Source organism: Ruegeria sp. YTSA108 (assembly GCF_059610185.1).
The window spans coordinates 205,861-224,856 of sequence record NZ_JBXWND010000002.1 but is presented as its reverse complement, the minus strand read 5'-3'; the positions used below and the strand labels follow the sequence as shown (position 1 = coordinate 224,856).

Genomic DNA, 18,996 nt, shown 5'->3' with positions numbered 1-18,996 from the left:
TTCATGGTGTTACTGAAAGGAATGACTGAAACGCCTGCGCCAGGATCACCGCTGCCACGCCATACACCGTCAGCCACAACCGCCTCTCCAGCCGCTCCATCATCTCTTCGATCTGATCCAGCCGCCTGCACAGATGTTCATGCTGGATCTCGGCCACCCGCTCATGCGCGGCCAGCCGCAAGCCTGGCGCGCAATCGAATGGCGGATATCCTTCAGCCATCTGCACGCTCCGGCAGCCCCAGCAAGGCGCGCTTTTCGGCATCGCTCAGGAATTCGGCCCCATTGACCCGCGCCCATTGCGCGTCCCGTTCCGCCGACAGCGCAGGCACCTGATCCAGATCGGGCTTCAGCACCAATTCCTCACCGGAAAAACCCGCCAGCCACTCCGACACCGCCGCCGCCACCCGCGTCACCAGGGGCAGCACGGTCAGGCGATAGAACGCCCGGTTGGCCTCCTGATAGTTCGAATAGGTCGCGTCGCCTTGTATCCCCAGCAGCATCGGCGGGACCCCAAAGGCCAGCGCGATCTCGCGGGCGGCGGCTTCCTTGGTCTTCTGAAACTCCATGTCCGAGGGCGAAAAGCCCATCGGCTTCCAATCCAACCCCCCTTCCAGAACCATCGGACGACCAGCATTCCGCGCCCCGCGATAGTTCTGCTCAATCTCATCGGACAGACGCCGGAACTGGTCCTCGGCCATAACTCCATGGCCATCACCGCCCTTCCAGACCAGCGCCCCCGAAGGCCGCGCCGCATTGTCCAGCAGCGATTTTGACCAACGCGACGCGCTGTTATGCACATCAATCGCCATCGCCGCCGCTTGCATCGGCGAGAACCCGTAATGATCATCTTGCGGGTGGAACGACTTGATATGACAGATATTTTCCGCCGCAAACCGGTGTTTCTTGCCGCCCACAGCGTAATCATACGCCTTGGGCCAGCCATCCGCTCCCGGCACCACGCTCATCCGATCGGATCGCAGCACATGCAGCTCAACCGGCAGTCTTTCCTCGACCTGCACAGCCTCAACATAGGCATTGCCCGACAGCAGCAACTGCCCGAACAAGGCCTCCATCAACTCTGCCCGTCCCTGCGCCGCATTAGGACGCCGCATCAGGGACAGGATCGGATGCGTCTCATACCGCTGCGCCTGATCCTGCAGCACCAAAGGTAACGCCGCCGCCGCCTCGGCAATCAGCTTGACCGAGCGAAACCCCACCGGGTTCCCCGAAAACCCCGTCCGCGTCAGCGATACCGTGTCCCGAGGGCTCCACGCCACGCGCCCACCGGTTTGCCATGCAACCACGGGTCCGGCTGCACTTGCCTTTGCTTCGGGCGCTTCCTCTGCCGCTCCACGACGCAAGAAATCGAATACCATGTCCAGATGCTCCTTTCTGTCGCCGCTGTGTCCGGCTTGTTGAAAGGAGTTATGACGCAGAGAAGTTTATGCCTCGGGAATAGAACGTACGGGGGTAGGGCAACGGGTTGGAATTCTTACTAATTCACAACGCAGAAGCGAATAGAGTGGGTAGAAAAATCAATTTGGCGTTTACGGTCTCGCAAGAAAAACATGCCCCTGAATTTTGCCGGACACCGGCCCTTTACCAAACAGCTTTTCGATGTCGGCGGCGGCGGCGTCTGTAATTTCAGTCAATGAGCCCGCAGCACGTTCTTCCAACTCATTTCTAAGCGGTGTCCCCTGGCAGTAAGCCACTGCCGGAGCTTGCGGATTGCTCGCTCGGCTTTGCTCGGAAATGGTCAGTGTTTCGATATCCGTAAAACCAGCTTCCTTAAGATCATCGACAATTGAATCAATATTGCCGTGCCCATGGGGTGTTCTTGCTAAAAACACTGGGGGATCTTCCGGGAAAAACCGAGATGCCGTCTTCGTCACGCAATGCGCAAACTCGTTCTCTTCGATACTGTCCCAAACATTGAAGATAAAACACCCGCCATCCTTCAAAACACGAAGGGCTTCCTTGTAACCAGCTACTTTGTCAGGAAAAAACATCACCCCAAACTGGCAACAGACAACGTCAAATGTATTTGTCTCAAAGGGCAACGCCAACGCATCCGCCTGCTTCCATTCTATTCGATTGGCTTTCGGTTGCTGCGTTGACGCTCTGTCCAACATCGGTTGATTTAAATCAGTAACCACATAACGAATTTCGTCGCTCAGCAGCGGGGCCAACGCACGTGTTACTACTCCGCTACCCGCGGCGGTCTCCAAAACAGCTTTGGGTTTGGTATCAGCGACTCTCTTTGCCAAGTCTGCGGCATAAGATTCGAAAATCAATGGAACCAGAAATTCATCATAAATGTCTGGAATTGAGCCGGTGAAGTTTTTGTCACTTGTAGACACTACGAAATCCCTCCCCGACCCTGTGGTCGCAAAGGGTGTATTCCTAGCATAAATCGCTGGCTACGTCACTTCGGACCGCGATCAGTCCTTCAATCGCCGCTCTCCGCCTTTTTTTATCCTCACAAACTCCGCACCCTAGGCCGCCGATACGCCCCCGCAGGCCCTACAACCAACTCATGCAGCGCCCAGACCAGCGCGTCGACCCGGTCGGGCGAGCCCTGCCCTTGATACCCCCGCGCGGTCATCTGACACATCTGCTCCTCCAGCGCGTCCAGCCCGGCCACATGCGACACCCGCCCCTGCTCATACAACGCTGCCACAGGCTCGGCCCGTGCCACCTTGCCACGTGAGGCCCGCACAGCCCGAAACGGGACCAGAGGATCCACCTGCCGCACGACCTCTTCCACCAGTTGACCGCCCTGATTGACCTCGGCCACCAGCCGCTCGGCCCCGAACTCATCCATCGCGTCAATCGCCGCCTGCGCCCAGCCCGCCGGGCCAACCCCCTGCACCGTCCGGTCGGCCAGCACATAGGCGCGCCAGTCCTCGGGCGGCCCCTGCAACCGCACGCCCACGATCACGATCCCACAGGCATCCGCATCCGCCCCCGCCGTCACCGCCGGGTCCAGCGCCACCACGATGCGATCCAACTCGGGCACCTGGGCACAACGCGCTGCCTCTAGCATAGAACCCGTCCACAGCGCGCCCTCAGCATCCGACAGCAAAACGCCGTCCAGCTCCTGCCGCCCCAGCCGTGTACCGGCATAGCGCGCGCGCACCTCGGCTAGAAACGACCCCGCTAAATTGGCCCGGTTCGCCTCGGTCGGCGCATGGGTCTGCACCGTGGACGGCGACGCCAGCAGATCCTTCAAAACTTTCACATTGCGCGGCGTGGTTGTAACACAGACCCGGGGCTGATCCCCCAACCGCAGCGCAAATTGCAACATGTCCCAGGTCTCGCCCGCCTTTTTCCACTTAGCCAGCTCATCCACCCAGGCCGCATCGAATTGCGGCCCGCGCAATCCCTCAGGATCATGGGCCGAGAACGCCTGCGCCTCGGCCCCGTTGGGCCAGACTAGTTTTCGCTCTGACGCCTTCCAAATTGGTCGACGATCTGGTGGTGAGCATTGCAATATCCCACTATCGCCAAAGATCATCACGTCGCGCACCTGATCAAACGTCTCGCCAAGCAGAGCCACCCGGCGCGCCTTACCCGTGTCCAACGGCAAAGACCCCTCGACCATAGACCGCACCCATTCAGCCCCGGCCCGGGTCTTACCGGCTCCGCGCCCGCCCATGATCACCCAGGACCGCCAGTCACCTTCTGGCGGCAATTGATGCGGCAGCGCCCAGAACTCAAACAGGAAAGGGAGGGCGCACAGCCCCCCCTCCCCGATCTCACTCAGAAATCTGTCCTGCACCGCAACAGGCGCGGAGGCGAGCCAGCCTGCACCCGATCTCAGATCGTGCCCGATCAAGGTCGAGCGCATAGCCCCCTTGGGCAACTCCGGCTTGTCTGTGATGTTGTTCGACAAGGCTTGTCTCCACTTTTTGGCAACTTCGGATCAGCCCCTCAAGCTGTCCCAGTTGCTTACCTGCACCAGCAATATCTGCATCCTCCCCGGCACTGATCTGCCTGCGCAGTTCTTCCGCTGCTTTGCGCAGACCGCGAATGGATGTCTCAAGTGACTGCAACAAGTCAGCCGTTTGGGAAATCCGCTCTTCCGGGGTAATCAATGTCATGTTTGCGTATTGACCTCATGCGTGAGTTTTCTCCGCACGAGAGAAACGAAAAACGGCCGCCGGATGTTACCCCGAGGCCGTTGCTCACTTCTTCTAGCATGACACAGTTCATACCAAATTAAGTTCGAAAAGTCAATGAATTGCGCAACAACCACGCAACAGGGAACTTTCGGTGCAGGTTAACAATTTCTTCCCCGCGCGCGTCTTTAGCTGCTGCCAGTCAAATCCTGTGCCAGCATCAGCGCATTCATATCCGGATCATAAAACGTGGCCGTGCTGACCATTCCTTCGATCGTTTCCGTCGCACCGTCGAATGCCACCCCTGCATCCTCTAACGCACTGCGCGCGGTGGAGATATCGGCGACCTCAAACACTGGAACACAATTTCCCGGTGAGGGCTCGGCCTGCTCTCCTAAACCCAATGTGACGCCATCCACATTGGTGCGCATCTCACTCCAACCCGCCTCATCTATGTGATGGGAAAGTTCAAACCCCAATTTGTCGCTGAACCATTCGGCGCTTGCATGGCGGTCCCGAACCGAAATCGCAAGGGTGATCGTGTTTTTCAAAGAAACAAGGGGCATCAATCTTTCCTTTTGAGCTAATTTATATTAACTATACTTTATGGACATTAATTTGCTTGTCAAGCTGACCTCCCGAGCTTGGTCGCTGAATATTCTGGCACTCATGCATTCCGGCACTCCTGGCAGGCAGGCCGCTCTGCTTGCTGCCACCAGCGCAGGAAGAACTGCCTTCGCGGCAAGTCTGGACCATCTCATACGCCTTGACCTGATCGAAAGGAATCCGGGCCACGGGCACCCATTGCGCCCTGAATTCCGATTAACCCTGCCGGGGATCGAAGCCGCCAGTATGGCCAGCGCAATCGTAAACGCCGTTCCGGATGACACCAAGTTCAAGCTCGTCCGTAAATCCTGGACCGTCCCGATCCTGGCACTCACCGGCACTCCGCACCGCTTTTCCGCCATCAAATCGGATTTGGTATCGATCACGGATCGGGCGCTGTCGTCGTCCCTTCAACAGCTAGAGGCGCTCGACTGGATCCGACGGGACATTGAAACTGCCGCACGGATGCCCTTCCCTACATATCGAGCTGTAAGAACAGGTTTTGCGATCAACCAAGCGGTCAATCTCACTGCTTAAAGGTTGCAGACAGCCCACAACGATCCTTTTCGCCGGATGTGATCTATAACGCACAGCTTGACATTCCGCCCCGCAACCTGCATGAGCGCCTTAACAAAGCGCTGACGCGTGAGCATTGGCAGGTCCGACCTGCTCCACAGCGCTCGATTCACCCCATAGTTCCCCTTCACGCAGGGTTCTGAATGCGACGGCCGGATGCCGCAGGAAACGCCTGTGCATCCAGAGTCTTAGCGTAACCCTGTTGGCATCGCATATTGCGCTGCTGATTTATGTCGCCCGTGGTGATCCAGTCGCCAGGGGCAAAAAAGGAATGATATTTGTTCGACTTTGATATGCTGGGCCTGGCCCCGGCCCTGAATGACGCATTGAAACGCGCCAATTTTTCACAACCCACTCCGATTCAGAACCAGGCAATCCCCATGGCATTGCAGGGGCACGATATTCTGGGCCTTGCCCAGACCGGCACCGGCAAGACACTGGCTTTTGGCCTACCTCTGATCGATCACCTGCTGGCTCAGACCGGCAAGCCTGCGCCGAAAACCGCCAAGGCTCTGATCCTTGCTCCGACCCGTGAACTGGTCAACCAAATCGCAGATAGCCTGCGCAATTTGACCACGAATACGAAGCTGCGCGTGGCGACAGTTGTTGGCGGTCAGTCCATCAGCAGGCAGATTTCGTTTCTGGCACGCGGCACAGACATTCTGGTTGCCACCCCTGGTCGTTTGATCGACCTGATGGAACGCAGAGCAGTCGACCTCGGCTCGGTACGTCATCTGGTACTGGACGAAGCCGATCAGATGCTGGACATGGGCTTTATTCATGCTCTGCGCCGGATTGCACCGCAGTTGGGCACGCCCCGCCAAACGATGCTGTTCTCTGCCACTATGCCCAAGCAGATGGAAGAACTCAGCCAGGCCTACCTGACAAACCCGCAACGCATTCAAGTGTCCCCTCCGGGTAAAGCCGCCGACAAGATCACCCAATCGGTTCATTTCCTGAGCCGCGCGGAAAAACCGAGCAAACTGCGGGAGATTTTATCTGCGGACAAAGAAGCTCTGACGCTGGTGTTTTCGCGTACAAAACATGGCGCCGAGAAGCTGATGAAGGGTCTCGTGGCCGACGGCTTCAACGCCGCCTCGATCCATGGCAACAAAAGTCAGGGACAGCGTGACAGGGCGATCAAAGCTTTCCGCGCAGGCGAAATAAATGTCTTGGTGGCAACAGACGTGGCCGCTCGCGGCATCGACATCCCGGGCGTTGCCTATGTCATCAACTACGACCTACCCGAAGTGCCGGATAACTACGTCCACCGCATTGGCCGAACCGCCCGTGCCGGTCGCGAAGGCGAGGCGATCGCTTTCTGTGCACCGGATGAACTGGATCAACTGAAGCAGATTCAGAAACTGATGAAAATTGAGGTTCCGGTCGCCAGCGGCACAATGCCCGAGTTCGCCGAACCCGCAAAATCGCGGAAAGGCGGAGGGTTCCGTCGCCGTGGTCCAAAGCCGCAAGCAGCTAACAAGTCGGGCAATCCCGGAGGCCCAAAACGTCGGCGACCGCGTCGATCCTCCGCCGCCTAAATCTAAAAGGCGCCGCTATTCGCGGCGCCTTTTTTAGTTTCCGGTGCTTTGGCGCTCGGCCTCAATCTCACGCCATTTGGCGACGTTTCGATTATGCTCATCCAGTGTCTCGGCAAAAGCATGTCCGCCGGTGCCATCTGCAACAAAGAAAACAAAATCAGTCGCTTCGGGCGAAACTGCGGCTTCAAGACTTGCAAGACCAGGATTTGCGATAGGTGTTGGCGGGAGCCCATCAATCACATAAGTGTTCCAAGGCGTTGCACGGCGCAGTTCGCTGCGGCGCAGGCCTCGGCCCAACGTGCCCTGCCCCTTGGTGACACCATAGATTACAGTCGGGTCCGTCTGCAGCTTCATGCCTCGCTCAAGCCGGTTTACAAATACGCTAGCGACCTGTCCACGCTCATGCGGAACACCAGTTTCCTTTTCGATGATTGACGCCAAAATCAGCATCTCTTCGGGGGTATTGATTGGCAAATCATCCTGCCGCCCTTCCCAGGCGGCGTTAATGCGCAGTTGCTGCTTATCCTGCATCGACTGCAGGATTGCCGCCCGATCGGCACCTCGCACAATGTCATAGCTGTCCGGTGCCAGCGCCCCTTCGGCCGGTATTTCAGGGATTTCCCCCGTCAACGCGTCGATCTGCTTAAGACCCTCGACCACTTGCCAGGATGTAACACCTTCAGCAATCGAGACCCGGTACCGTGTGTCTGAGTCTTCGCGCTTTTGGGTATAAGCCGCGGGTATTTCTTCTTCCGCTACATCGAACGATGCGATTTCATCGAAGTCCAATGTTGCGGGGTTCAATTCGCGTACACGGGTTTGTATGCGGGTTACACCGATCCGGTACTCAATCTCGGATCCGCAGGTACTGGCCCCGCTCCGCGTAATCTCATCAATGATCTGCTCCATCGAAGCACCCTCGCGGACCAGAAAGCTGCCTGCCTTCAGCTGAGGTGCCTTGTCGGTATAATCCGCCGCCATACGGAATATAGTAGCGCTGCTGATCGCGCCCTGATCCTCCAGCTGTCGGCTGACCTGCGTCATGTTCGAGCCACGTTCGACCTGCAAACACATCGCAGTTTCCAGAGGGCCCGCATTCTTGTATCGCGCCTGCCCCCATAAAATCAGTCCACCGGCAAGAAACAGGCCGACCACCAGGATGGTCAGCATGTTGGAGGCCATCGCGCGCCACATTTAGCTGACCTTTCCGAAGATCACACTTGCATTGGTGCCGCCAAATCCAAACGAGTTTGACAACGCCACATCAATCTTGCGCTCGCGCTTGGCATTCGGAGCCAGATCAATCGGTGTCTCGACCGCTGGGTTGTCCAAATTGATCGTCGGTGGCGCAACCTGATCGCGGATTGCGAGGATCGAGAAAATGGCTTCGATCGCGCCTGCAGCGCCCAACAGATGGCCCGTGGCCGATTTGGTCGAACTCATGGTTACATTCGCCGAATGCTCGCCCAGGAGACGCTCGACCGCACCCAATTCAATGGTATCGGCCATGGTCGATGTGCCATGCGCGTTAATATAGTCTAGGTCCTTCGGCTCCAGCCCCGCGCTGCGTAGCGCTGCGTTCATAGAACGCTCTGCGCCATCGCCGTCCTCACTGGGTGCGGTGATATGATAGGCATCACCGGACATGCCATAGCCCAGAACTTCGGCATAGATTTTCGCGCCACGCGCTTTTGCGTGCTCGTACTCTTCCAGAACAACGATGCCCGAACCTTCACCCATGACAAAACCGTCTCGGTCGACGTCATAGGGGCGGCTGGCTGCTTTGGGGTTATCCGCGTATTTGGTCGACAGCGCCTTGCAAGCGTTGAATCCAGCGATACCTATTTCGCAAATGCACCCTTCGCCACCACCGGCAACCATTACGTCAGCGTCACCGGCACGGATAATGCGGCTTGCGTCCCCAATAGCGTGAGCACCGGTCGAACATGCAGTCACAACCGAATGGTTCGGGCCTTTGAATCCATGGCGGATCGACACCTGACCCGAGGCCAGGTTAATCAGCGCGCCTGGAATAAAGAAAGGCGACACCCGTCGAGGGCCCTTGTCGCGGATCAGGTTAGCCGTTGCTGCAATGGAGCCCAGCCCACCGATACCTGAACCGATAAGAACGCCAGTGCGCAAGCGCGCCTCTTCATCCTCGGGCAGCCAGTCGGAATCCTTGCAGGCCATTTCAGCTGCTGCAATCGAGTACAGAATGAAGTCTTCGATCTTGCGCTGCTCTTTCGGCGGCATCCAGTCGTCAGGATTGAATGTCCCGTCGGTGCCGTCGCCTCGCGGAACTTCGCAGGCATACGTTGTGGTGACCCCACTTGCCTCAGCATCAAATTGCGTGATCGGGCCTGCACCGGATTCCCCATCCAGCAACCGCGACCATGTTTCCTCGACCCCGCTGGCCAATGGAGTGACCAACCCAAGACCGGTTACAACGACTCTGCGCATAAAATGCCTCTTGCCTGCTTCCTGTTTGAGAAACGCTCATACCCCGGGCCGGGGTGCGGGGGCAAGAGCAAGGCGCAATCATCACACAAGCAGATTGAGCGGAACATCTACAGTATACACTCTTGCAATGCGGCTCCTGGCCAGATGAAAGCCCGCCCTTTCACTGGACATGAAAGGGCGGAACCTGTTGTTTTGGAAGAAATCTTACTGAAACGCCGCAACCGGTTCGTGCGCTGTGCTGGCAACATTCAGCGCATCTGAAAGCTCGAGCGTCTTTCTGAACAGCGCGCGGCCAACCAAGGCGCCCGAAATATTCGGGATATAAGCCAACCGCGAGATATCATCTGTCGTGCGGACCACACCGCTTGCGATGATCGGTGTGCGAGATGTCTCTGCCAGCCCCGAGATCAGGCCCAGCTGTGCCTCAACGTCTTCCATGTCGCTATCGATATCAGTGACCAGAATTGCCGCAAACGGCGTTTCTGAAAACGCTTCGATAAAGGCCTCTGGTGTAAACGCACTTTGACTACGCCAACCGTCGGTCATCACTGAGCCTTGCCATACGTCCACGGCCAGAACGATTTGGTCCGGGTAGAGTTTGGCCAGTTCTTTCACCAGATTTGGATCCCACGCAGCCATAGTGCCGATAACAATCCGGCCTGCGCCCTTGTCGATCCAATGCTCGACTTGCTCGCGCGATCTCATACCACCTGCCAACTGCACAGGGATTTCGGCAGAACGGATGATCTCTTCAACCAACTCCGAATTGGTATCGCGCCCTTCAATCGCGTCAAAATCGGTCAAGTGCATCCACTCGGCTCCAGCATCGGCCCAACTGCGTGCCGTTTCTGCGGGATTCACGTGCCAAATCATGGCCTCATCCAGACGACCCTTGTCCAGTGTGACACAGCGGCCGTTCTGCAGTTCCATCGTAGGGTAAATCCTCATGAGCTTGCTCCTCCGCTCAATCGCAACGTCAATAAAGGATACCATACCCTCAACCCTATCGGCGAGAATTTCCAGTTTCGGCAAACCAAAGGCAATTTGCGGCACGATCAAAGAGAAAGGTTAAGCCAGTTTGGGCGGCCCGTTTCTTTTCAGCAGGTTCACCTGACTTCCCATATAGTCGCGCTCGGCCATGAGCTCATAACCAAGCTTTGCCGCCAGATTCTGCGACGCGTGGTTTTCAGCATCAATCAGGGAAACCAGTGGTCCAGGCATTATTCTGTCAAACCAGTCATGTGCGGCCTGAGCCGCTTCAAGACCAAATCCCTGCCCCTGGGCTTCTGGTGCCAATAGCCATCCGGCCTCGGGAAAGCTGTCGAAGTCGTCGCCTAACCCTCGGTTACGATAGAAAAAGCCTGCTTGACCTATCATCTGACGATTCGACTGTCGAAAGACGGCCCATTGGCCAAAACCGGCCATCTGCCAGTGGCCGGCATTCCTCAGAAAGGATTCCCACGCTTCGCCCCGCGATAACGGTTCCCGGCCAAGATGGCGCACAACACAAGGGTTCCGCCAAATCTCAGCGTAACGACTAAAGTCGTCGGGACGCATAGCGCAAAGCATCAGACGTGCCGTATTTATCATCGGGGTGGATCGTAGCATGCCCTGCCCGCTCAGAATTTCCTGCCTCGCGTAAATGGTTGCGGGTCAATAGCTATCTGGCAAGCGCGAATTCCGGCTGGGCAAAAAAAACGGCGCCTCCGTTGCCCGGAAGCGCCGTTTTAGCGGATAAAGAAGGTCTTAAGACGCTTCAGAGATGAATTTGACGGCGTCGCCAAACGTTTGGATGGTTTCGGCTGCGTCATCAGGAATCTCGATGCCGAACTCTTCTTCGAAGGCCATAACCAGTTCAACAGTGTCCAGGCTGTCTGCACCCAGATCGTCGATGAAGGACGCGTTTTCGGTCACTTTATCTTCTTCAACACCCAAGTGCTCAACAACGATCTTTTTAACGCGATCTGCGACGTCGCTCATGTCTATTCCTCATTTCATTTCAGGGCATAGTGCCCGGTTCTGCCCTTGCCCGCTCAGGCTGGCCTTGATGTGCCCGTTCTGGGCGGTTTAGGTCCCCGATTACCGGGTAAGTAGAAGGTTGACCATCCGGCCAGCCCCTGCATATGTGCGCCGCCTATAACACAGACAACGCCCGAGGCAAACGCTTTCGCGCCCACCTCGATCCGCGCTCACAACATGGCCATACCGCCGTTCACATGCAAGGTGGTTCCGGTAACATATCCGGCTTCGGCACTTGCAAGATACAGCACAGCCGCAGCAATTTCCGAGGGGTCACCCATACGACCGGCAGGAACCTGCGTCAAAATCCCAGATTTCTGATCCTCGGTCAGTTTGTCGGTCATCGCAGTCGTAATGAAACCGGGTGCCACCGCATTGGCGGTGATTCCACGGCTGGCAACCTCATAGGCCAACGATTTGGTCATGCCCACCATGCCTGCTTTGGATGCAGCATAGTTGGCCTGTCCCGGGTTCCCTGTCGCACCCACCACCGATGAGATATTAATGATCCGGCCCCAGCGCGCTTTCATCATGCCCCTCAAAACGCCTTTGCACAGCCGGGCAGTAGATGTCAGGTTGACGTCGATCACGCTCTGCCATTCCTCATCGGACATGCGCATGAACAGATTGTCTCGCGTGATCCCGGCATTATTCACCAGAATATCAACCGATCCCATTGCCTCAGCAGCCTGCTTCGGAAGGGCTGTCACCGCCTCGGCATCACTCAGGTTGCAGGGCAGAACATGGGCGCGTTCACCCAATTCTTCGGCCAGAGCCTGTAGCGGCTCAACTCGCGTTCCAGACAAAGCCACAGTTGCACCGGCTGCATGCAAACTTCGCGCAATTTCGCCACCGATCCCGCCCGATGCACCGGTGATCAGTGCATTCTTACCTGTCAAATCAAACATTCGGTCTTCCTCTTGATGCTCGGTGTCTTACGATTCGGCCTGAGTCACATTCTGCACGTCATCAGGCGTACCGACAGCTTTACCAACGATCGCACGGTCAATTTTGCGAATCATACCGGACAGAGCTTTGCCCGCCCCGATTTCCCAAGTTTCACTCACGCCTTGCGCAACCATGTACAGTACGCTTTCGCGCCAGCGAACCGAACCTGTGACCTGCTCGATCAGCAACCCACGGATCAGATCGGGATCTGTGACAGCCTCGGCCCGCACATTGGCAACCAGTGGCACGGCAGGAGCTTTGATTTCGACATTTGCCAGGGCTTCGGCCATGACATCAGCTGCAGGTTGCATCAATGCACAGTGGAAAGGTGCGCTGACGGGCAACATGACCGCGCGCTTGGCGCCTTTTTCTTTGGCGATTTCGGCGGCGCGTTCCACAGCAGCCTTTGCGCCTGATACCACGACTTGTGTGGGATCATTGTCATTGGCAGCCTGACAAACTTGACCCTGGGCAGCTTGGTCTGCAACAGCGCGCACAGCATCAAGATCCAATCCAAGAATAGCGGCCATTGCGCCCTCTCCAACGGGAACCGCACTCTGCATCGCTTGCCCGCGGGTGCGCAAAAGGCGCGCCGTATCAGCGACCGACAATGCCCCTGCCGCAGCGAGCGCGGAGTATTCCCCCAGCGAATGCCCAGCGACAAAACCAGCATCCGCAATCGAAATCCCATTGGCCTCCAGGGCTCGCATCGCAGCCATCGAGGTCGCCATTAGCGCTGGCTGCGCGTTCTGGGTTAGGGTCAGGTCCGCAATATCACCTTCCCAGATCAGATCGCTCAGCTTTTCCCCGAGCGCCTCGTCCACCTCGTCGAATACAGCCTGTGCAGCCGGATAGGCCTCGGCCAGAGCCTTACCCATACCGATAGTCTGGGCACCTTGCCCCGGGAAAACAAATGCTCGTGTCATTGCAACCTCTTGGATGACGTTAGGTTGCCGCGGGGTGTAAACCGACAGACCGCGCGGCACAAGCTTTGCCTGATCTCTGCACTTTGGCACCGGCTCTGTGCATCCCTTGCTATTGTGTCCTAGGCTTGTAGCGGTAGGTTGTTGCATACGATCCACCTTCCGGAGCCTCAGATGCCTTCGTCAAACACCTTCTCAAGCTATGGAAGCGTAACCAAAACTTTTCACTGGCTGACCGCGTTACTTATCTTCACCGCATTCCCTCTGGGGTGGGTCGCCAACGGATTGGCTCATGCGATTTATGATCCTGCTATAGCCACAACCGAAGATGACATTGCACGCGCCGCCAGCCTCTTTTCTCTCCATAAAACCGTCGGGGTCACTGTTTTCTTCGTCGCGCTCGCGCGTATCTTGTGGGCGATAACGCAGACCAAACCCGGCCTATTGAACGCCGAGAACAAGCCCGAGGCCTTTGCAGCTGAAACCGTGCATTGGCTGCTTTACGCATCTTTGGTTCTGGCCCCACTGACCGGTTGGACCCATCACGCTGCCGCCGAAGGTTTCGCTCCGATTTTGTGGCCCTTCGGACAGGACCTACCCCTTATACCAAAATCCGAGTTTCTGGCAGAGCTGACCGGAAGCCTGCATTGGCTGTTCGTCTGGACACTGGCCGGGTCAGTCGCGCTGCACGTCGCCGGGGCGCTAAAACACCACATTATCGACAAAGACAGCACGCTGCGTCGAATGATGCCGGGCGCCTCGGATGCACCGGAACCGCCAGAGCAAAGCCATTCAATGACGCCCGCATTGGCCTCTTTGGCCATTTGGGGTGCCGTTCTGGTCGGAGGATGGTCAATCGGCGCGTTTGACCACCAATCTACAGCTAGCACAGAGGTCGCAGAACTGACCCAGGTACAGTCCGACTGGAACGTCCAGGAAGGCAATCTAAGCATTACCATCACCCAGCTGGGCAGCCCGGTAACCGGCAGCTTTTCCGATTGGACCGCTGCAATCGCTTTCGAAGATCCGCCCACGCCGGGCCTAGCAGGATCAGCAGATGTCACAATCGCGATAACGTCGCTCAAGCTCGGGACAGTCACAGATCAGGCAATGGGTGCTGATTTCTTCGACAGTGCGCAATTTCCAACCGCTCAATTCAAAGCTGATCTCTTCAAAACTGAGGACGGGTACGAAGCGCGCGGCGCGTTGACCATTCGCGACAAGAGTGTGGACGTAGTGTTGCCATTTACTCTCGACCTTCAGGATGACAGCGCAGCTATTTCAGGACAGCTTGAACTGAACCGGCTGGATTTCGACATCGGCACTTCGCAGTCGACCGAGGATTCGCTGGGTTTTGCTGTTACAGTATCAGTTGATCTTACAGCAAAACGTGGCAACTAAAAAAATGGGCCGCCGAAGGGTTACTCCGGCGGCCTCGTTTCAACTCGTTGCAATGGTATTAGTCGGCCTTCTGGGCTTCGACTGAAATCTGAAGTTCGACTTCGTCACTTACGAATGGCGCGAACTGACCAAGGTCGAACTCACTACGCACCAAGGTGGTGGTGGCGTCGAAACCGGCCCAGGGCTTTCCTGCCATAGGATGTTCACCCACTTGGTTCAGCTTGGCATCCAGAACAACCGATTTGGTCACGCCGTTCATAGTCAGATCGCCAGTGATGTTGGCAGTGTTTTCGCCCGTGACTTCGATACTAGTAGAGGTAAAGGTCACCATTTCTCCTTCGGTCACACCAAAGAAATCCTCGGACATAAAGTGGTCTTCACGTGGCTTCCAACCGGTAATCATCTCAACCACTGGCATGGATACTGTAACACTGGATGCAGCCGGGTTTTCCTGATCGAACATGATCTCGCCTTCAAACCCCGAGAACATGCCATGGGTGGTCGAGAAGCCAAGGTGGTTATAGCTGAAAAGAACCTGGCTGTGGCTTGAGTCCAGAACGTATTTTTCGGCGCCGGCAAATGCCGTTGTGGCCGAAACCGCGAGCGCTGCTGCAAGAAGGGTGGATTTCATGATAATCTCCGCAATTTTGTAGATGCAAACCTCTTGGGTTGCTCGACAACGAAAATGTGCTGCCCTAGGGCAGCACACAAGTAATATTATTTCACAATATCTGTTCTTAATTGAACAGAATAAAACTCAGGCGAAAATTGTTACACTTCCGCTAAGTTGACCTTTGAGCGCTCGGCTGACATCCGCCGATTCAAGCGGCAATTTCATCAACAAGCTGCCGTCCACATCGAACAACTCGATCTGGTCTTCAATGAAACGGGCACCACCCAGGCTGTCATAGCTCCGGCGCAAAACTGTCTGCGGGCGGCCATTTTCATTCTTTTGCAATACCCGGACCTCGCGGCGGATCGGGTCAAAATACGCATCAGGACGCGCGTCCAGAACTTCGATGGTCAGAAGGCTGACACCTACCAGAAGGAACATCAGAGAAGCCGCCAATTTGATCGGCCAGACTTCAGCGGCCATTGCCGTGCTGGGCATCAACCACATGGAAAAGGCAGAAACTATCAGTAGCGCACCAGCCACACGGGCCAGAACCATCCGAGCTTTCCAATTTGGTGCAAAGCTAATGAGCACCGGCACTGACTTTTCAAAACTTACGCCTGTGGCGGATTTCTCGAAGGTATTTGTGTTAATCGCGGTCATTTTCAGTACCCTGTTTCTCAGGTTGCCGTTCCAACTTTTGTCAGTCCGGTTAATTTCCGGTATACAAAACAACTTTGAGCCGAAAAGCGTCAGGAATTGGGCAGCGCAGAGGAAATAGCGCGACTTCACAAAGGCATCTGTGGCAGGCCTTGCCCCCAGCGTACAAACGTGTATATCGGGCCATCCTTCGCAAACGATATGAATCGCGCAGCCTCTCGTGGCAGGGTCGCGAAGGACGAAACGGCCCCGCCTATGAAATGCGCCTTGATAGAAACAGGAGTGCACATGCCACTATATGAGCATGTAATGATCGCGCGTCAGGATTTGTCCAACGCGCAGGCAGAAAGCCTCGTCGAACATTTCGGCACCGTTCTGGCTGACAATGGCGGCAACGTCATCGACAGCGAGTACTGGGGCGTCAAGACGATGGCCTACAAGATCAACAAGAACCGCAAGGGTCACTATTCCTTCCTCAAGACCGACGCTCCCGCTGGCGCCGTTCAGGAAATGGAACGCCTGATGCGCCTGCATGACGACGTTATGCGCGTTCTGACCATCAAGGTCGACGAGCACAACGAGGGCCCTTCGGTCCAGATGCAGAAGCGCGACGAGCGCGAAGGCCGCCGCGAGCGCCGTTGATTAACGCCTGAAGAAAGGACACTAAACCATGGCCGCAAAACCATTTTTCCGCCGCCGCAAGGTCTGCCCGTTCTCGGGTGAGAACGCGCCGAAGATCGACTATAAAGACACTCGTCTGCTGCAGCGTTACATCTCTGAGCGTGGCAAGATTGTACCTTCGCGCATCACCGCCGTTTCGGCGAAAAAGCAGCGTGAACTGGCCCGTGCTATCAAGCGCGCCCGCTTCCTCGCCCTGCTGCCCTACGCCGTTAAGTAAGGAGATACTGACATGCAAGTTATCCTGCTGGAACGCGTTGCGAAACTGGGTCAGATGGGCGACGTCGTTGACGTCAAGTCCGGTTATGCCCGCAACTTCCTGTTGCCTCAGGGCAAAGCGCTGAGCGCATCGGACGCCAACATCGCGTCGTTCGAAGCCCAGAAAGCGCAGCTTGAAGCCCGCAACCTGGAATCCAAGAAAGAATCTGAAGCGCTGGCTGAAAAGCTGGACGGACAGCAATTCATCGTGATTCGCTCGGCCTCGGATGCCGGCGCACTGTACGGATCGGTCACCCCGCGTGACGCCGCAGACGCCGCTACCGAAGCAGGTTTCACTGTCGACAAGAAGCAGATTGCCTTGATCGCACCGATCAAGGACCTGGGTCTGCACACAGTCGCAGTTAAACTGCACCCCGAGGTTGAAGTGAAAATCGAAATGAACGTTGCTCGTTCGCAAGAAGAAGCCGAACTACAGGCATCTGGCAAATCGATTCAGGAACTGGCCGCCGAAGAAGAAGCCGCCGCAGAATTCGAAATCGCCGAGCTGTTCGACGATATCGGGTCCGCCGCTTCCGACGACGACGATCTGGTTGCTCAGGATGCTTCGGCCGAAGAAGACGAAGCTAAAGCCTGATCCTCGGGTTTCGAATTGAACAAGAAAGGCCGCACGATCTGTGCGGCCTTTTTTATGCCTCCGCCCGGCGAAATCCAGCTTGGGCCCCGGCCTTTGCTTGCGGTCATCAATAGGTTTCCTATCATCGCATAATAACTATTCGGAGACGATCAATGACATTTCTTCTGCGCCGCAGTGTATTGGCATTATTGTTAATTGCACCCTTTGCGGCGTGCGGAGGGCCCGATACCCCAACCCAGAACACGTTTGATCCTCCGCTCTATCCCAACGAAACACCGGAACTGCGGGCCTCCATAAACAAATGGGCCGACCACTACGAAGTGCCGCGCGAACTGGTGCACAAGCTAGCAATTCGCGAAAGCACCCACCGACCTTGGGCTGTGAATCGGCCCTATTATGGCTTGCTGCAAATCCTGCCAGCCACAGCTCGTTCAATGGGATATACTGGAAACGCCAAAGGCCTTTTGGATGCAGACACAAATCTCGAATTTGCCGGGAAATATCTGCGGGGCGCTTGGCTATTGTCCGACGGCGACCAGCAACGCGCCGTATTCCTTTACGCAAAAGGGTTCTATCCCGAAGCCAAGGCACGTGGGATGCTGGTCGAAACAGGGCTACGTCCGGAATAACCGGATTTACCCCGAAACGAATCATCTGAGACATGCTGTTTCGGACCATTCTGTTGCCATTACATCGCAATATGACTACACAAGGCGAACAATTTGCTTGCACAATGCCCTGTGGTTGACGCAACGTATACCCCTAAGGACAAGTCTGGCATGTCTTGGGGGAGAGATATGCCGCCACAAGGGTTGGACAGGTGAAACTTATAGATTTGGCCGCGGTCGACCACACAGAGAAGTCGGCCGCTGACGTTATAAACGCCGTCTGCGAAGAGCTTGGCTTCGACTATGCGTCTTATGCCACCTTTAACCCTGTGAAAGGTGATGTGCAGGGCTATGCAAACTATCCTGATGAGTGGAAAATCCACTATGGCAGCCAGGGCTTTCATCACTTCGATCCGACGCTTTATCAATCTGTCCTAAGCATTGCACCCGTTGATTGGGGACGCTTTGATCAGGACGAGAAGTTCAACGCGGTGTTCCGTGACGCCCATGATTTTGGCATTAGTTCCAGAGGGTTAACAGTTCCTGTTCGTGGACCTTATGGTGAATGCGGACTGTTAAACGTTACCCGGGACTGTTCGGATTCCGAATGGGATAAGCTAAAGAAACATGTCATGGGTGATCTGCAACTTGCTGCCGTTCAAGCCCACGATACTGTTATGCAATCCGGCTTGCTGGCCAAAGCTCTTTACCTGCCCACGCTGTCCACACGCGAACAGGAAATCCTCCAATGGGTAGCTGACGGAAAGTCGCAACAAGATATCGGTGATATTTTGTCTATTTCACACCGTACCGTCGAAGTTCATATGCGGTCCGGGCGTGAAAAGTTGGGCGCACTGACCACCTCACAGGCTATTGGTCGTGCGATCGGCCTGGGCCTAATTGCCCCTGGTTAATCAAAAAAAAAGCACTTCTACGGGAAATCCCTAATAGTCTGCGCTTATTTCTTGGTTAACCTAATCCCTACGGTA

General features: G+C 56.2%; 22 protein-coding genes. 8 read left to right on the top strand and 14 right to left on the bottom strand.

Going from position 1 to position 18,996, the window contains the following annotated elements; all coding sequences use genetic code 11:
• Position 1 precedes the first annotated feature (1 nt).
• The 5 genes from AC2FHW_RS04160 to AC2FHW_RS04140 all read right to left on the bottom strand — a co-directional run bounded on the left by AC2FHW_RS04160 (position 2) and on the right by AC2FHW_RS04140 (position 4,687).
• Positions 2-220 carry a GTA head formation protein, RCAP_rcc01685 family gene (locus AC2FHW_RS04160; RefSeq protein WP_142633175.1) on the bottom strand — a complete coding sequence of 73 codons (219 nt, stop codon included), beginning with the start codon at positions 218-220 and terminating at the stop codon, positions 2-4.
• Positions 213-1,376: a phage portal protein gene (locus tag AC2FHW_RS04155; protein ID WP_271947609.1), complete on the bottom strand. Its 1,164-nt coding sequence runs from the start codon at positions 1,374-1,376 to the stop codon at positions 213-215. Before AC2FHW_RS04155 ends, AC2FHW_RS04160 begins: the two co-directional genes overlap by 8 nt.
• A gap of 171 nt (positions 1,377-1,547) precedes the next feature.
• Positions 1,548-2,360: a class I SAM-dependent methyltransferase gene (locus AC2FHW_RS04150; protein ID WP_271947611.1), complete on the bottom strand. Its 813-nt coding sequence runs from the start codon at positions 2,358-2,360 to the stop codon at positions 1,548-1,550.
• Positions 2,361-2,479: 119 nt separating this feature from the next.
• Positions 2,480-3,850, bottom strand: coding sequence for a DNA-packaging protein (locus AC2FHW_RS04145; protein WP_465160600.1), 1,371 nt, complete (start codon positions 3,848-3,850; stop codon positions 2,480-2,482).
• Positions 3,851-4,309: 459 nt separating this feature from the next.
• Positions 4,310-4,687, bottom strand: a complete 378-nt coding sequence (locus AC2FHW_RS04140; protein WP_271947618.1) for a VOC family protein — start codon at positions 4,685-4,687, stop codon at positions 4,310-4,312.
• Positions 4,688-4,727: 40 nt separating this feature from the next.
• Here AC2FHW_RS04140 and AC2FHW_RS04135 point away from each other — a divergent pair, with 40 nt between their 5' ends.
• Positions 4,728-5,264, top strand: coding sequence for a winged helix-turn-helix transcriptional regulator (locus tag AC2FHW_RS04135; protein ID WP_142633164.1), 537 nt, complete (start codon positions 4,728-4,730; stop codon positions 5,262-5,264).
• A 317-nt stretch (positions 5,265-5,581) separates the two neighbouring features.
• Complete coding sequence (locus tag AC2FHW_RS04130; RefSeq protein ID WP_142633162.1) at positions 5,582-6,844, top strand: DEAD/DEAH box helicase; 1,263 nt, start codon at positions 5,582-5,584, stop codon at positions 6,842-6,844.
• Between the two features lie 33 nt (positions 6,845-6,877).
• On the opposite strand, the gene mltG is transcribed toward AC2FHW_RS04130, so the two are convergent.
• The 7 genes from mltG to fabD all read right to left on the bottom strand — a co-directional run bounded on the left by mltG (position 6,878) and on the right by fabD (position 13,197).
• Positions 6,878-8,038 (bottom strand): endolytic transglycosylase MltG, encoded by a 1,161-nt coding sequence (gene mltG, locus AC2FHW_RS04125; protein WP_271947623.1) that lies wholly within the window; start codon positions 8,036-8,038, stop codon positions 6,878-6,880.
• Positions 8,039-9,304, bottom strand: a complete 1,266-nt coding sequence (gene fabF / locus AC2FHW_RS04120) for a beta-ketoacyl-ACP synthase II (RefSeq protein ID WP_142633158.1) — start codon at positions 9,302-9,304, stop codon at positions 8,039-8,041.
• Positions 9,305-9,508: 204 nt separating this feature from the next.
• Positions 9,509-10,252, bottom strand: coding sequence for a 1-(5-phosphoribosyl)-5-[(5-phosphoribosylamino)methylideneamino]imidazole-4-carboxamide isomerase (locus AC2FHW_RS04115; RefSeq protein ID WP_271947626.1), 744 nt, complete (start codon positions 10,250-10,252; stop codon positions 9,509-9,511).
• Between the two features lie 120 nt (positions 10,253-10,372).
• Complete coding sequence (locus AC2FHW_RS04110) at positions 10,373-10,873, bottom strand: GNAT family N-acetyltransferase (RefSeq protein WP_342781993.1); 501 nt, start codon at positions 10,871-10,873, stop codon at positions 10,373-10,375.
• 177 nt (positions 10,874-11,050) lie between these two features.
• Complete coding sequence (locus AC2FHW_RS04105) at positions 11,051-11,284, bottom strand: acyl carrier protein (protein ID WP_005982462.1); 234 nt, start codon at positions 11,282-11,284, stop codon at positions 11,051-11,053.
• Between the two features lie 209 nt (positions 11,285-11,493).
• Positions 11,494-12,231, bottom strand: coding sequence for a 3-oxoacyl-[acyl-carrier-protein] reductase (fabG, locus tag AC2FHW_RS04100; protein WP_281971918.1), 738 nt, complete (start codon positions 12,229-12,231; stop codon positions 11,494-11,496).
• A gap of 27 nt (positions 12,232-12,258) precedes the next feature.
• Positions 12,259-13,197: an ACP S-malonyltransferase gene (fabD, locus tag AC2FHW_RS04095; protein WP_271947631.1), complete on the bottom strand. Its 939-nt coding sequence runs from the start codon at positions 13,195-13,197 to the stop codon at positions 12,259-12,261.
• A gap of 171 nt (positions 13,198-13,368) precedes the next feature.
• Here fabD and AC2FHW_RS04090 point away from each other — a divergent pair, with 171 nt between their 5' ends.
• Positions 13,369-14,595 carry a cytochrome b/b6 domain-containing protein gene (locus AC2FHW_RS04090; RefSeq protein WP_271947633.1) on the top strand — a complete coding sequence of 409 codons (1,227 nt, stop codon included), beginning with the start codon at positions 13,369-13,371 and terminating at the stop codon, positions 14,593-14,595.
• Positions 14,596-14,653: 58 nt separating this feature from the next.
• Here AC2FHW_RS04090 and AC2FHW_RS04085 read toward each other — a convergent pair whose 3' ends face one another.
• Both AC2FHW_RS04085 and AC2FHW_RS04080 read right to left on the bottom strand, forming a co-directional pair.
• Positions 14,654-15,226 (bottom strand): YceI family protein, encoded by a 573-nt coding sequence (locus AC2FHW_RS04085; RefSeq protein ID WP_271947636.1) that lies wholly within the window; start codon positions 15,224-15,226, stop codon positions 14,654-14,656.
• Positions 15,227-15,352: 126 nt separating this feature from the next.
• Positions 15,353-15,871: a hypothetical protein gene (locus tag AC2FHW_RS04080; RefSeq protein WP_142633144.1), complete on the bottom strand. Its 519-nt coding sequence runs from the start codon at positions 15,869-15,871 to the stop codon at positions 15,353-15,355.
• 285 nt (positions 15,872-16,156) lie between these two features.
• On the opposite strand from AC2FHW_RS04080, the gene rpsF reads away from it, so the two are divergent.
• From rpsF to AC2FHW_RS04055, 5 genes are all read left to right on the top strand, one after another.
• Positions 16,157-16,510 (top strand): 30S ribosomal protein S6, encoded by a 354-nt coding sequence (gene rpsF / locus AC2FHW_RS04075; protein WP_142633142.1) that lies wholly within the window; start codon positions 16,157-16,159, stop codon positions 16,508-16,510.
• Positions 16,511-16,538: 28 nt separating this feature from the next.
• The gene (rpsR, locus tag AC2FHW_RS04070) at positions 16,539-16,766 is read left to right on the top strand and encodes a 30S ribosomal protein S18 (protein WP_005608650.1); all 228 of its coding nucleotides are present in this window, start codon (positions 16,539-16,541) and stop codon (positions 16,764-16,766) included.
• A 12-nt stretch (positions 16,767-16,778) separates the two neighbouring features.
• Complete coding sequence (gene rplI, locus AC2FHW_RS04065) at positions 16,779-17,399, top strand: 50S ribosomal protein L9 (protein WP_142633139.1); 621 nt, start codon at positions 16,779-16,781, stop codon at positions 17,397-17,399.
• Between the two features lie 152 nt (positions 17,400-17,551).
• The gene (locus tag AC2FHW_RS04060; RefSeq protein ID WP_271947649.1) at positions 17,552-18,028 is read left to right on the top strand and encodes a transglycosylase SLT domain-containing protein; all 477 of its coding nucleotides are present in this window, start codon (positions 17,552-17,554) and stop codon (positions 18,026-18,028) included.
• Positions 18,029-18,219: 191 nt separating this feature from the next.
• The gene (locus AC2FHW_RS04055; RefSeq protein ID WP_185956601.1) at positions 18,220-18,921 is read left to right on the top strand and encodes a helix-turn-helix transcriptional regulator; all 702 of its coding nucleotides are present in this window, start codon (positions 18,220-18,222) and stop codon (positions 18,919-18,921) included.
• Positions 18,922-18,996 lie beyond the last annotated feature (75 nt).

Coding starts and splice junctions, on each gene's coding strand:
- AC2FHW_RS04160 (WP_142633175.1), bottom strand. CDS start 220: ATGGCTGAAGGATATCCGCCATTCGATTGCGCGCCAGGCTTGCGGCTG.
- AC2FHW_RS04155 (WP_271947609.1), bottom strand. CDS start 1,376: ATGGTATTCGATTTCTTGCGTCGTGGAGCGGCAGAGGAAGCGCCCGAA.
- AC2FHW_RS04145 (WP_465160600.1), bottom strand. CDS start 3,850: ATGCGCTCGACCTTGATCGGGCACGATCTGAGATCGGGTGCAGGCTGG.
- AC2FHW_RS04140 (WP_271947618.1), bottom strand. CDS start 4,687: ATGCCCCTTGTTTCTTTGAAAAACACGATCACCCTTGCGATTTCGGTT.
- AC2FHW_RS04135 (WP_142633164.1), top strand. CDS start 4,728: ATGGACATTAATTTGCTTGTCAAGCTGACCTCCCGAGCTTGGTCGCTG.
- mltG (WP_271947623.1), bottom strand. CDS start 8,038: ATGTGGCGCGCGATGGCCTCCAACATGCTGACCATCCTGGTGGTCGGC.
- fabF (WP_142633158.1), bottom strand. CDS start 9,304: ATGCGCAGAGTCGTTGTAACCGGTCTTGGGTTGGTCACTCCATTGGCC.
- AC2FHW_RS04115 (WP_271947626.1), bottom strand. CDS start 10,252: ATGAGGATTTACCCTACGATGGAACTGCAGAACGGCCGCTGTGTCACA.
- AC2FHW_RS04110 (WP_342781993.1), bottom strand. CDS start 10,873: ATGCTTTGCGCTATGCGTCCCGACGACTTTAGTCGTTACGCTGAGATT.
- AC2FHW_RS04105 (WP_005982462.1), bottom strand. CDS start 11,284: ATGAGCGACGTCGCAGATCGCGTTAAAAAGATCGTTGTTGAGCACTTG.
- fabG (WP_281971918.1), bottom strand. CDS start 12,231: ATGTTTGATTTGACAGGTAAGAATGCACTGATCACCGGTGCATCGGGC.
- fabD (WP_271947631.1), bottom strand. CDS start 13,197: ATGACACGAGCATTTGTTTTCCCGGGGCAAGGTGCCCAGACTATCGGT.
- AC2FHW_RS04090 (WP_271947633.1), top strand. CDS start 13,369: ATGCCTTCGTCAAACACCTTCTCAAGCTATGGAAGCGTAACCAAAACT.
- AC2FHW_RS04085 (WP_271947636.1), bottom strand. CDS start 15,226: ATGAAATCCACCCTTCTTGCAGCAGCGCTCGCGGTTTCGGCCACAACG.
- AC2FHW_RS04080 (WP_142633144.1), bottom strand. CDS start 15,871: ATGACCGCGATTAACACAAATACCTTCGAGAAATCCGCCACAGGCGTA.
- rpsF (WP_142633142.1), top strand. CDS start 16,157: ATGCCACTATATGAGCATGTAATGATCGCGCGTCAGGATTTGTCCAAC.
- rpsR (WP_005608650.1), top strand. CDS start 16,539: ATGGCCGCAAAACCATTTTTCCGCCGCCGCAAGGTCTGCCCGTTCTCG.
- rplI (WP_142633139.1), top strand. CDS start 16,779: ATGCAAGTTATCCTGCTGGAACGCGTTGCGAAACTGGGTCAGATGGGC.
- AC2FHW_RS04060 (WP_271947649.1), top strand. CDS start 17,552: ATGACATTTCTTCTGCGCCGCAGTGTATTGGCATTATTGTTAATTGCA.